Below are 13,127 nucleotides of genomic sequence, written 5' to 3' on the forward strand. Positions count from 1 at the left end.
TATGCAGTCAATTTCGACGATTGGTCTGGATATCGCGAAGTCGGTCTTTCAAGTGCATGGCGTCGATGCAGCCGGTCAGGTGGTGATCCGCCGCCAGCTCAAGCGCCGTTTGGTGCTGTCCTTCTTTGAGAAGTTGCCGCCGTGCCTGGTGGGGATCGAGGCTTGCGCGTCATCCCATTATTGGTCCCGCGAACTGCAGGCGTTTGGACATAGGGTGCGGTTGATGCCTCCGGCCTATGTGAAGCCCTACGTCAAACGGCAGAAGAACGACAGCACGGACGCGGAGGCGATTTGCGAGCGGTCACGAGACCAAACATGCGGTTCGTGCCGACCAAGACGGTCGAGCAACAGAGCTGTCTGATGCTTCATCGAGCGCGCCATCTCTTCATCCGCCAGCAGACGGCTGTCATCAACTCAATCCGCGCCTATCTGGCCGAGTTCGGGATTGTCGCCCCGGTCGGGCGCCGGGGTGTCGAGCAACTGCTGGAAGTCGTCGCCGATACAGCCGACCGCCGGCTCCCGGAGGTGGCCCGCGCGTGTCTTGCGGCTCTCGGCAGCCAATTGCGGGCACTGAAGGCCCAAATCCTGGAGTTCGACCGACGCATCATCGCTTGGCATCGATCGAGCGTGACGAGCAAGCGGCTAGACGCGATCCCTGGCGTCGGGCCGGCGCTGGCAACAGTGCTGGTCGCGAGCGTTGCCGATGCCAAGGTCTTCCGATCGGGTCGGGATTTCTCGGCCTGGGTTGGGCTCGTGCCGAAGCAGCACTCGAGCGGAGGCAAGGACAAGCTTGGCAGTATCAGCAAGCAGGGCGATCGCTATTTGCGCAGCCTGTTCACGGCAGGCGCACTCGCCGTGATCCGCTATGCCAAGATCCATGGCACCGGGCATCGGCCCTGGCTTACGGGACTGCTGGCGCGGCGACCCACCAAGGTCGCCGCCATCGCGCTCGCCAACAAGCTCGCCAGGATGGCCTGGGCGATGATGGCCAGGAACGAACGCTACAAGGAACCCGCCGCTCTCACGGCGTAAACGAGATCACAGCCGGACACACCGGTGTGACGTAACGGTTCGAAGGGCGAACAGCACTTAATGCAGCGCCGGTCGATCCGGCGATCAGGACAACCCACATGGGCCATGGCATCTTCGAATGCGTGCTTTTGATCGGGACCTGATCCGCGGAGGGCATTATGGCCAGCGGTTATGTGAACCGCGCAAACAGGCCGAACACATGGCCGCTCCGACCAACGGCGCAAAGTGAAAATTCTCCTTGCCAACCAGGAGCCGTCCACACATGGCCCTTAACCGAACAGCGCTCAAGTCATTGTCACGTCGACTGTTAAGGGTAAACCGGACGACGGGCCGCGCTTGCCTCGACCGCCGCTTGTGACCCTTTGCAGAAGTGGGGAACGCGGGAGCGCTATCGCGAGCATCGGCAGTAACATGAACGTTATCAACATTTCCGCTAAAAAGTCGGAACTCGATCTGGCACGGTGACGTAGGCACGCGTGCAACATTGATGTTCTTTGCACAACGGAGAAAGCCCATGAAACATGCACGAAAGACTGCCCTTGCAGCTTCTGCCTTTACGTGTGCGGCATTGTTGTCCCTCGGTTGGTCTGAGCAAGGCGGCATCTCGCTGTCAATCGAGAGCGCCCAGGCGCGGGTAGGTCGCCCGCTGACCCCGGTGAGCGCTGCCGGTGTTGCGCGCCGGCACAACCGGCGGGCTGTTTACGGCGCCGGTGTCAGCGCAGGCGCCGCAGCGGTCGGCACGGCTGCCGCGATCGGCACGGCTGGCGCGGTCGCGGCCACCTCACCTAACTGGGGATGGGGAGGCAACCCCTACCAAACAGGCACAGGTTACTACGCAGGTGGTCCTTACTACGGTGGGAATGTTCGGGGCGCCAGGGCGACCTACTACGGTGGTCCATCCGCGGCGTGGGGCGGTGTGAGCAGCAGCGACCGCGCCCAATATATCAAAAATCTCCATGACTCAGGGTATAACCCAAAGGACAACTTCAACGCGAACGGGACCATCAAGACGCAATAGCGTGAGGTCTCGTTGTCCAATTAGTAGCACCCCTCACTACGCAGTAAGGGCCTGCTACGCGGGCGGCCCCTGGTACGGCTAAAGCGGGTGGGATGACTCCCAGGCGCGCAACACCATCCGGTGCGAGCCCGGTACCATGACCGAGCTTGACGAGGGACAGATGTACGCCTGCCAGTGAGCATACGAGAAACGAGGCGGCTCCAAAGCCGCCTCGGAGCCGCCGTCAACACATAAGATTTTGGCCCAAAGCTGTATTGGTATGTAACGCCGCGAACGTCCGCTTTCGAGGGCAGAACTGACGTAGAGCCGGGCGAGTCATGACTCTGCTTCTGACCCGGAACGGATTTCGCCGCTCGCGGTGGTGGGCACGCTTGCGCTTTGCGCACCCCGCGGTTCTGCGAACTGATTTACTTCGCGCGCACAAGCGCATTTTCAATATGCGGCAAATCAACACGACGGGCAAATCACTTCTGATTTTCCGAAATCGTGTCAAGCCCAGGAATCAAAAAGAATCAAAAAATATTCCGCTTAACATGATGGCCAAATCAGCCGCATAACTCCGCCCGTCTCACGGCAGATGAGGGCGCTTCGCGATCGTCACGAACGTGCGGTGAGATGCGATGGACGCTGATGACGCGAAAGACGTACGCGCCGAAAGCGTACGGTGAAGTCGTGTGGTTCTGGCGCCGCGGTGCTGGCGTTAAGTCCGAGAGAAGCGAAGCTTCTCGGAGGCGACGGTGGCAAGAAAGCCGTTCACCGGGAAGAGCACGAAGTAAGCCGTAAAGCCATTGCGCAGGGAAGGCCGGATGCCTCCGCCGAACCTGTATGCTCGTGTGAGTTTTCTTTATGCGCAATTGCACACGAGACCGCGGGTGCGGCGTGCACCCGGTCTTCCCTGCGCCCTCTGAACAAGAGGGCGGGAAGTTGAGAGCAAACCTCGGGCGCAATGCGTCGCGAGATCACGAATGTGCGTCTCGTAGGATGGGTAGAGCGGGAAGTGAAACCCATCAATCACACAATGCCTAAAGTTGATGGGTATCGCTTTCGCTGCACCCATCCTACGAGGTCACGTCACCGAGAACGCAGAGGCTACGAAGCGACCGCGTCGCGCCCCAAATCCCCTGCCAGCACGCGCCAGCGGAACAGCGGCGAATCCGGCGGCGGCGAAAGTTCGGGCGTCCAGCCGGTGAGTTTTTCCAGCGCATAGGTATCCATCACCACCCCGCGCCAGACGCGCTCGACCCGCTCCAGCGGCTGCCGCTTCGCGGTCGTGAGATCCCACAGCGGCAGGCGATGGTCCGGCTCGCGGGCGACGTAGAGGCCGGGATGATCCTTGATCAGGTTCATGCCGGGATCGCGAAAGCCCTGAAACCTGCCGCGCTCGTTGATCTGAATCACCGGCACCTGCCCGTTGAAATGCCAGCGCAGCATTGCATAGGTGCGATAGTCCGACGCCGCGATCCAGGTCGCACCGGTCTTCTGCAACTGCTCCCGCGCGCGCGCCGCGACCCGCTCATAGCCGGCCTCGCCGCCGATGGGATCGGTCCGGCCGATGAAATTCCAGGGCGCCGCGACGTAGTAGAAGAACACGGCAACCACAAAGGCGATGCCGGAGATAACGGCCACCCTCGCCCACCGAAACGTCGATTGAACCATCCATTCCGGAAACCCCTGGCGCGGCAGCATGACGAGGTTGATGGCGGTTGCGGCAAAGCCGGCGGGCCACAGGAACATCGGCCAGGTGTCGCCGACGCGCAGCGTCAGCGATTTCCAGAGGAAATAGAGGAACGGCACCAGCACGGCGGTCGACAGCAGGATCGCGACCGGCTCGCGGGCACGATAGCCGCGCCAGGCCGTCAGCGCCACACCGGACAGCACCACCGGCAGCAGCACGAAGCCGACGAGCCCAAACTGCAGGCCGATAAATTCGCCGACGGTGCGAAACGACAATTGATGGGTGGCGACCGCGCGCACGAACTGGAACCGGAACGAGGCCCAGTCGTGCTCCGCGTTCCAGACCAAGACCGGCGAAAACACGATCGCCGCAATCACCGCCGCCAGCCACGGATATGGGCTGAGCAGCCAGCGATGGCGCCAGTCCGGCACCAGCACAAATGCGATCACCGCCGGCAACAGCATGATCGCGGTAAATTTCGACAGCAGCGCGAGACCCGCGAACAGCCCTGCGGCAAGCCACCAGCGCGGGTTGCCGCTCTCGTTGAGGCGCACCAACGCCCACAGCATCGCGACCGCGCTGGGGATCATCACCGTATCGGGCGCGACCTTCGCCATCAACAGCCCGTAATACAGCGCAGCTTCCGGCAACAGCATGGCGAAAATGACGGCGCGAGCATCATGCGTCACGCGCCGGACGATGTCGGCGAGCAGGAGCTGTGTGACCAGCATCGCGACGATGCCGCCGAACCGCACGCCGAGAGTGGTGTCGCCGAAGATCGCGGTGCCGAACCGGATCGACCAGGCGACGCCGGGCGGATGATCGAGAAAAGCGAGCGCGCTCTCCTTCGACCAGGTCCAGTAATAGGCCTCGTCGGTGCGCAGATCGAGCACGCCCGCATAGACCAGCCGCATCGCCGTCAACGCGGCGATCAGCAGCGCCACGACGAGCCAGGGCGGCGTGGCGGAACGATCAGGTTTGGCTTGGCAGTTATTGGCCGGGGCTATGGTCACGGCGCTTTCTCTCTGACTGCCCCGGGGGTGTCAACGTGCCGCCGAAAAAATGCTCCCTCCGTCGTCCCTGCCTAGTGCGCATTGCGCACGGGCGTAGGGACTCATGACCAGCGATCGCGGTAAGGAGAACAACATGAGCCACGGCATCATGGATAGGCCGCAGAGCATGGGTCCCTGCTTTCGGAGGGACGACGGGAGATGGTATTCACCGCATGAAGTAATCGCTACCATCGCCCGATATTGACCCTATGGATCGCATGGCCGCCCTCTCCCGAGAACAACTGACGACCTTCCTCCGCGGCATCAGCCTCCGGCAGGTCCGCCTTGCCACCGGCGTGATCCTGTTCGCCTATCTGGTCAGCCATTTCCTCAACCACGCGCTCGGCAACATCTCGCTGGAGGCGTTGGCGACCGGCGTCTATGTCCACACCTCGTTCTGGCAGTTCCTGCCCGTCACGATCCTGTTCTACGCCGCCTGTCTGGTGCACACCGCGCTCGGCATCTGGGCGCTCTATGAACGCCGGCAATTCCGCTGGAAGGCGATCGAGCCGCTGCAGCTTGCGCTCGGCCTCAGCGTGCCGATGTTGGTGATCGCCCATATCATCGGCGTCCGGCTCGGCCAGACGCTTTATGGACACGAAAAACTCTATCCACAGGTGCTGTTCCTGTATTGGATTTGGGCACCGTATCGGATCTGGCTGATGCTCGCGGTGATGACCATCGCCTGGGTTCATGGCTGCATCGGGCTCTATCTCTGGCTCCGGATGCGGGCGTTCTACAAGCGCGCGGCGCCATTCCTGCTCGCCGCGGCGGTGCTGATTCCGACGCTCGCCATGCTCGGCTTCTATCAGAGCGGGCGCATGGTCATTGACAATGACGGCGTCGAATGGCGAGCGGAAACCCAGTCTCAGCGCCAGATCGGCACGCGGGCCGAGGCGCAAGCGCTCGAACGCATCACCGACTATTTCCTGTTCGGCTATTTCGGCCTGATCGGCATCGCGTTGGTGGCGAAAGGCGTCCGCGCCATCAATGAGCGCCGCCGCGGCATGATCAGCCTCTCCTACGGCAACGGGCGCACCGTCCGTGTGCCGAAGGGGCTCAGCGTGCTGGAGGCCAGCCTGCGCAATAACGTGCCGCACGCCAGCGTCTGCGGCGGACGCGCCCGCTGTTCGACCTGCCGCATTCGCATCATCGGGGATTGCAGCGCGTTGCCGGAGCCCTCGCAGCGCGAGGCTTTCGTGCTCGGCCGGGTCGGCACGTCGGATCCATCCATTCGGCTGGCCTGCCAATTGCGCCCCGCAGCCGATCTGTCGTTCTTTCAGCTTTTTCTGCCGCACACGATGTCCGCCGGCGGTCACGCCTCGAACCCGACCCGGATCGGACAGGAGCGTTATCTCGTCAACATGTTCGTCGACATGCGCGGCTCGACCAAACTTGCGGAAAAGCGCCTGCCGTTCGACACCGTCTTCATCGTCAACCGGTTCCTCGGCGCGGTGTCGCAGGCGGTGATCGAGAGCGGCGGCATGCCGAACCAGTTCGTCGGCGACGGCATGCTGGCGCTGTTCGGGCTTTCGACCAGCCGGCAGAACGCCTGCCGCCAGGCGTTGCGCGCGGCAGCGATGATCGCCGCCAATGTCGACGAATTGAATAAATTTCTCGAACATGATTTGCGCGAGCCGATCCGCTTCGGCATCGGCATCAACGGCGGCGAAGTGATCGTCGGCGATATCGGCTACCGCGATCACATGGTGTTCACCGCGCTCGGCGATCCCGTCAATGTCGCGGCGCGGCTGCAGGACATGACCAAGAGCCTTGCATGCGAACTCATCATCTCGGATGAAGTTCGCGCTACCGCTGGCCTCGCCGCCGATGCATTGCCGCAGCATGACGTCGAGATTCGCGGACGCAACGAGCCGATGATCGTACGAGCGGTAACGGATGCACGAACCCTGTCGGCGTTGGTTAACGAACAGCAAAGCGCGGCAGCGTGAAACCGCTTCAGTGATAGCGGTTCGGAGCATGTGTGATGTTTTCACACCTGAATAATCGTTCAGAAAATTGTCGGCGAACGTGGCGCAGATTCCTCGAACCCGCTCTCTTGGGCACACGACGGATTGGCGATGGTTAGGACTGAAACCTAAACCCGCGCCAAGACGAAACCTCGAACGCGCACAGTTCAAGGAGAGACCATTTTTCGCAAAGTGACTCTCGCGCTTGCCGCCGCTGCTTCGCTTACCGCCATTTCGCTGGCCTCCACGTCCGCGTCGGCCGGTCCGGTGATCTGGCCGAAATTCCCGCATCATCACCATCACTGGCACCCCGGCTTCGGCGCCGGCTTCGCTGGTGGCTATGGCTACGAAGGCTGCTACGTGACCCGCCGCGTGCTGACGCCGTACGGCTTCCGCTGGCGCACGGTGAACGTCTGCTACTGATACAGGTGCAACCTTCATTCGGTGCAGAACCCCGGGCGCTCACGCGGCCGGGGTTTTGCGTTCGTGATGTGCAGCGCCATGCCGAGGGCCTGCCGCCGCCTCCTCCAGGCGGAAGAACGGCGTCAACGCAGCGGATCGATCCGCGCACCAAAAATTGGAATTGCCGGCCGCCGGCCGCGTCAAATAAGCGCGAAACCGGCAAAACGGCGAAAATCGGCTGGGAATGGGCGCTTTTTTGCCAAAACGGCTGGTCCGTTTACGCTACCCAGCCTGCCCCAACCCGCGTATCCTGATGGTACGGGCATGCCGGTTAGTGCGGGGACCGACGGCTCGTTTATTTTTTTGATTCCGCGGAGACGACGTGAATGGCTAAAGGTACCGTGAAGTGGTTCAATCCGACCAAAGGATACGGATTCATCCAGCCCTCGAGCGGCGGCAAGGACGTGTTCGTTCATATTTCGGCAGTTGAGAAAGCTGGGCTTTCGACGCTCAATGAAGGGCAGACCGTCGAGTACGAAGAGATCGCCAACCGCGGCAAGACTTCGGCCGAGAACCTCAAGGTTTAGCGCGACCGCGCAATCGGCAACGGCGCACTCTCGGACTTAAATCCGAGAGTAGGGCTTAAAAAATTCAAAAACTGTGAGCGTTCGGCGGAGCGGGCACCGCTTCTGCACGCACGATGGCTAGATCGTTGCGCGAAACCGGCCGCTCAATCTTCCGTGACCCACTTCTGAACCGTCATCACGTCCGGTGGCTGCAGGTAGCCGCGCGGCCAGAGATCGACGACCCATTCGATCTTGGTGGCGCGATCGACCAGCACCGCGGTGTTGTGCGGCGTCTGCAACACCAGCGTATTGCCGCGATAGCGCGGATCGCCGATCGTGTGATGCTTCAACAGGCCCCACTCCTGCAGCACCAGCAGTAGGCTGGTGGTATTGCGCGTCGTGTCCCAGCAATCGTAATTGTGCTTGTCGTCGAAGTAGCGGAAATCAGCTTTCGCCACGCGTTTGTTGGTGCCGATGACCGGCCCCAGGCGGCGGTCGAACCACACCACCGCCTTCTGCACGGCGGCGCGTTCGGCCGCGGCCGAAGCGCGGCCCGCCGCCATGATCTGCGTCAATGCGCTGCGGTCGCCGGCGGTGAATTCGAGGATCTCGCGGCGCCGACAGACGAAGCCGTAGCACACGGTCATGGATTTGGCTGAAGGCGGATAGATCGAAACCGAGCTATAGAGGTTGGCGACCTCGGCACTCATCTCGATCGCTCTCGCCGGCGGCGCTCCAAACAGCGCGGCGAGGAGCACGCCAAGCACGGCCGCGAAGCTATTCCGCGTTCGGCTTTGCTGTATCGGCGGAGCGGCGTCTCTCATGATCCCTGTTGTTCCCAAGCGACGGCGTGCCTGACGATTAGCGCGGCTCCCTTGCGCTGCCAACAAGCAAGCCCGCGATCTGTGGACCACGCCGCGCAAATTCCGGCCGCTGTGTTTTCCATGCGCCAGTTGGTTCCGCCCGCCCCGCCGGCATCCGTGCCGCCGTCCTTGGCGGAATTGAGGGGACTTGCGGGCCTGTTCCGACCATCCCGCCCCCGTTAGACTGGCCGAAGCCAAGAGAAATCCGATGCTGATTCCTCCCTCGCCTCTCCCGCCCTTCAGCGCACCCTACGCGCCCGATGACCGCATGATGGCTACCCGCCTGCTCCAGGCCGCGCGGCTGGATGCGGCGCGGGAGGGGCGCATCGATCGCACGGCGACGGCGCTGATCGAAGCCATCAGGGCCAATGACGATCCGCTGGGCGGCGTCGAGGACATGCTGCGCGAGTTCGCGCTGTCGACCAAGGAGGGGCTGGCGCTGATGGTGCTGGCGGAAGCGCTGTTGCGGGTCCCGGACGCCCGCACCGCCGACCAATTCATCGAGGACAAGCTCGGGCAGGGCGATTTCGTCCATCACGAGACCAGATCAAGCGCCTTCCTGGTCAACGCCTCGGCGTGGGCGCTCGGCATGTCGGCCCGTGTGATCCAGCCCGGCGAAACGCCGCAAGGGACCATCGGACGGCTGACCAAGCGGCTGGGCGCGCCCGCGGTGCGGGCGGCGACGCGGCAGGCGATGCGGCTGATGGGCAACCATTTCGTGCTCGGCGAGACCATCGAGGCGGCGCTCTCGCGGGCGCAGCCGCATTCGTCGCGCCATCAACGCTACTCCTTCGACATGCTCGGCGAAGGCGCCCGCACCGCCGACGACGCCGCGCGCTATTTCACTTCCTACGCCAGCGCAATCGAGGCGATCGGCCGTACGGCCGACGACCGTCCCCTGCCCGACCGGCCCGGCATTTCCGTCAAGCTCTCGGCATTGCATCCGCGCTTCGAGGCCGTGAGCCGCGCACGGGTGATGAGGGAACTTGTCCCGCGGCTGATCGATCTGGCCAGGCAAGCCAAGTCCTATGACCTCAATTTCACTGTCGACGCCGAGGAAGCGGACCGGCTGGAATTGTCGCTCGACGTAATCTCCACAGCCGTCGCTGATCCCTTGCTTGCGGGCTGGGACGGATTTGGCCTCGCGATCCAGGCCTATCAGAAGCGCGCCGCTGACGTGATCGATTACGTCGATCGTCTCGCACGCAGCCTCGACCGCAAAATGATGGTGCGGCTGGTCAAGGGCGCCTATTGGGATACCGAGATCAAGCGCGCGCAGGAGCGCGGGCTCGATGGCTATCCCGTATTTGCCCGCAAGGCGATGACGGATCTGAACTACCTCGCCTGCGCAAAACAATTGCTGGCGCTGCGGCCGCGGATATTTCCGCAGTTCGCCACGCACAATGCGCTCACAGTCGCGACCATCCTCGAACTGGCAACCGACCAAAGCGGATTCGAATTCCAGCGCCTGCACGGCATGGGTGAAGCACTCTACGCGAAGCTTGGCGAAGATCGCTCCGATATCGCCCACCGCACCTACGCGCCCGTCGGCAGCCACCGCGACCTCCTCGCCTATCTGGTGCGGCGACTCTTGGAGAACGGCGCCAATTCGTCCTTCGTTGCGCTCGCCGCCGACGAGGCAGTGCCGGCGTCGCACTTGCGGCGCCGCCCGGCCGACATTATCGGCAGAGCTGACAATGCAAATCATCCGCACATTCCATTGCCGCGCGACCTCTACGGACCCAAACGAAGAAATTCGCGCGGCATTGAATTCGGCGAGCGCGCCGCGTTGACCAAGCTTGTCTCGGCCATTGCTGCCGAACAACTAGCTCCGGCCGGAAGCATCGCTGAGGCGAGCGACGCGGAAGCAAATGCAGCGGTAGCGGCGGCGCTCGACGGCTTCAGGGATTGGAGCAGAACGCCAGCCAGCATACGCGCAGCCGCATTGGAAAAGGCTGCTGATCTCCTGGAAGCGCGCGCTGCGCATTTCATCGCACTGCTGCAACGAGAGGGCCGCAAGACGCTGGACGATTCGGTTTCGGAAGTCCGCGAGGCCGTGGACTTCTGCCGCTACTATGCGGCCCAGGGGCGCGAGCTGTTCGGCGAAGACAGGGCCCTGCCCGGGCCGACCGGCGAAAGCAATATGCTCTGCCTGCGCGGCCGTGGCGTCTTCGTCGCGATCTCGCCGTGGAATTTCCCGCTGGCGATTTTTCTCGGTCAGGTCACGGCGGCATTGATGGCGGGCAACGCGGTCGTTGCGAAACCGGCCGAACAAACACCGCTGATTGCAGATGCGGCGGTACGGCTGTTGCATGAAGCCGGAGTGCCTGTTTCCACCCTGCATCTGGTGGCGGGCGCCGGCCGGGTCGGCGGCGTCTTGGTGATGCATCCCGATATCGCCGGCGTCGTATTCACCGGTTCGACCGAGGTCGCGCGAACGATCAACCGCGCGCTCGCCGCCAAGGACGGGCCGATCGTTCCGCTGATCGCCGAGACCGGCGGCATCAATGCCATGATCGTCGATGCGACCGCCCTGCCCGAGCAGGTTGCCGACGATGTCGTGACCTCGGCGTTCCGCTCGGCCGGCCAGCGCTGCTCGGCGCTGCGGCTGTTGTTCCTGCAGGACGACGTCGCCGACCGCATGATCGAAATGATTGCGGGTGCGGCGCGCGAACTCGTCATCGGCGACCCCTGCGATCCCGCCACGCATATCGGCCCGGTGATCGACGCCGAGGCCAAGCAGCGGCTGGACGCGCATATCGAACGCATGGAGCAGGAAGCCCGGGTGCATTTTGCAGGTCAGACCCCACAAGGCAATTACGTCGCCCCGCATATTTTCGAATTGTCCGATGCCGGTCAGCTCACGGAAGAGGTGTTCGGCCCGGTGCTGCATGTGGTGCGCTACCGCGCCGACCGCTTCGATCAGGTGCTGCAATCTATCGAGCGCTCGGGCTACGGGCTCACGCTCGGCATCCATTCCCGGATTGACGATACGGTGGAAGAGGCGATCGAGCGCCTGCAGGTCGGCAACATCTATGTCAACCGTAACATGATCGGCGCCATCGTCGGCGTGCAGCCGTTCGGCGGCCACGGGCTATCCGGCACCGGGCCCAAGGCCGGCGGGCCACACTATCTGGCGCGTTTTGCCACCGAGCAGACGGTGACCATCAATACGGCTGCCGCCGGCGGAAATGCAGCACTGATGTCTGGCGGCGAGTAGTTGCATCACCCGCCCGACATGGGTCAAATGGCATCCGAATTCCAGCTTTCGCTGGCGGAAATTCCGACCCACGAAAAAAAATCAACAAGCCACACGGAGCGGCGGCACTATGGAAAAAGGTATCTTCGACGGCCTCAAGGTTCTGGATTGCGCGAGCTTCATCGCTGCGCCCGCGGCCGCCACCGTGCTGTCGGACTTCGGCGCCGACGTGATCAAGATCGAGCCTCCCGGCACCGGCGATCCCTATCGCAACCTGCCGAACCTGCCGGGCTACCCGCATAGCGAGTACAATTTCGCATGGATGCTGGAGGCGCGCAACAAGCGGAGCCTCGCGCTCGATCTCTCAAAGCCCGAGGGACAGGCGGTGCTGCATCGCCTCGCCGCCCAGGCCGACGTCTTCATTACCAACTATCCGCCGCAGGTGCGCCAGCGGCTCGGCATCACCCATGAGCATCTGGCGCCCCACAACGAGCGCCTGATCTACGCTTCGTTCACCGGCTATGGCGAAAAAGGCGAGGAAGCCAACAAGCCCGGCTTCGATAGCAACGCCTATTGGGCGCGCTCCGGCCTGATGGACCTGGTGCGGGCGGACGAACATACGACGCCGGCGCGCTCGATCGCCGGCATGGGCGACCACCCCTGCGCGATGGCGTTCTACGGCGCGATCGTCACAGCGCTGTACAAGCGCGAGCGCACCGGCAAGGGTTCGCATGTCAGTTCCAACCTGATGGCCAACGGCGTGTGGGCCGCTTCGGTGCTGGCGCAAGCAAAACTGGTCGGCGCGAAATTTGGCGAGCGCCGCCCGCGCGAGCGCGCGCTGAACGCGGTGACCAACCACTACCAGTGCAAAGACGGCCGCTGGCTGATCCTCTCCCTGCTCAACGAGGACCGGCAATGGCCGACGCTGGCGCGCTGCCTTGGCCGCGAGGATCTCGTCACCGATTCCCGTTTCGCGACCAAGAAGGACCGTCACGCACGCTCGCTGGAGCTGATCAAGATTTTCGACGAAACCTTTGCGACCAAGGAGCTCGCCGAGTGGCGCAAGATCCTCGACGGTAACGGCCTGGTGTTCGGCGTGGTCGGCATCCTTGACGATATTCCGAACGACAAGCAGATGATCGAGAACGAGGTGCTGGTGCCATTCGAGAACGACACGATGCTGACGGTCAATAGTCCGATCTGGGTGGATGGCAGCCGCAAAGTCCAGCCGCGCAAGCCGCCCGGCATCGGCGAGCACAGCGACGAAATCCTGCGCGATGCCGGCTATGACGAAGCCGCAATCGGCAAGCTGCGCGCGGCCGGCGCGGTGGCGTGATGACCGGATAGCGA

7 protein-coding genes and 2 pseudogenes are annotated in these 13,127 nt (G+C 63.1%); 7 read left to right on the top strand and 2 right to left on the bottom strand.

The window, feature by feature from the left end; all coding sequences use genetic code 11:
• Position 1: 1 nt before the first annotated feature.
• Together HCN58_RS33740 and HCN58_RS37605 are read left to right on the top strand one after the other, a co-directional pair.
• Positions 2 to 1,032, top strand: a pseudogene (locus HCN58_RS33740) (IS110 family RNA-guided transposase).
• 514 nt (positions 1,033 to 1,546) lie between these two features.
• Positions 1,547 to 1,727 (top strand): annotated as a pseudogene (locus tag HCN58_RS37605) (hypothetical protein); the annotation flags it as partial.
• A gap of 1,412 nt (positions 1,728 to 3,139) precedes the next feature.
• Here the strand turns inward: HCN58_RS37605 and HCN58_RS33750 are convergent.
• Positions 3,140 to 4,639, bottom strand: coding sequence for a glycosyltransferase family 39 protein (locus HCN58_RS33750; protein ID WP_171583716.1), 1,500 nt, complete (start codon positions 4,637 to 4,639; stop codon positions 3,140 to 3,142).
• Between the two features lie 356 nt (positions 4,640 to 4,995).
• Here HCN58_RS33750 and HCN58_RS33755 point away from each other — a divergent pair, with 356 nt between their 5' ends.
• The 3 genes from HCN58_RS33755 to HCN58_RS33765 all read left to right on the top strand — a co-directional run bounded on the left by HCN58_RS33755 (position 4,996) and on the right by HCN58_RS33765 (position 7,736).
• On the top strand, positions 4,996 to 6,729 hold the full coding sequence (locus HCN58_RS33755; protein ID WP_171583663.1) for an adenylate/guanylate cyclase domain-containing protein: 1,734 nt from the start codon (positions 4,996 to 4,998) through the stop codon (positions 6,727 to 6,729).
• A 210-nt stretch (positions 6,730 to 6,939) separates the two neighbouring features.
• A complete protein-coding gene (locus HCN58_RS33760) occupies positions 6,940 to 7,170 on the top strand; it encodes a hypothetical protein (protein WP_376701250.1) in 231 nt (76 codons plus the stop codon).
• Between the two features lie 365 nt (positions 7,171 to 7,535).
• Positions 7,536 to 7,736: a cold-shock protein gene (locus tag HCN58_RS33765; RefSeq protein ID WP_028351035.1), complete on the top strand. Its 201-nt coding sequence runs from the start codon at positions 7,536 to 7,538 to the stop codon at positions 7,734 to 7,736.
• A gap of 143 nt (positions 7,737 to 7,879) precedes the next feature.
• On the opposite strand, the gene HCN58_RS33770 is transcribed toward HCN58_RS33765, so the two are convergent.
• Positions 7,880 to 8,539 carry a hypothetical protein gene (locus HCN58_RS33770; protein WP_210266286.1) on the bottom strand — a complete coding sequence of 220 codons (660 nt, stop codon included), beginning with the start codon at positions 8,537 to 8,539 and terminating at the stop codon, positions 7,880 to 7,882.
• Between the two features lie 247 nt (positions 8,540 to 8,786).
• Here HCN58_RS33770 and putA point away from each other — a divergent pair, with 247 nt between their 5' ends.
• Positions 8,787 to 11,798 carry a bifunctional proline dehydrogenase/L-glutamate gamma-semialdehyde dehydrogenase PutA gene (putA, locus tag HCN58_RS33775; RefSeq protein WP_171583664.1) on the top strand — a complete coding sequence of 1,004 codons (3,012 nt, stop codon included), beginning with the start codon at positions 8,787 to 8,789 and terminating at the stop codon, positions 11,796 to 11,798.
• A gap of 109 nt (positions 11,799 to 11,907) precedes the next feature.
• The gene (locus HCN58_RS33780; RefSeq protein WP_171583665.1) at positions 11,908 to 13,113 is read left to right on the top strand and encodes a CaiB/BaiF CoA transferase family protein; all 1,206 of its coding nucleotides are present in this window, start codon (positions 11,908 to 11,910) and stop codon (positions 13,111 to 13,113) included.
• The last annotated feature ends 14 nt before the right edge of the window (positions 13,114 to 13,127 follow it).

The sequence above is a fragment of the Bradyrhizobium australiense genome, from assembly GCF_013114825.1.
Taxonomy (GTDB): Bacteria; Pseudomonadota; Alphaproteobacteria; order Rhizobiales; family Xanthobacteraceae; genus Bradyrhizobium; species Bradyrhizobium australiense.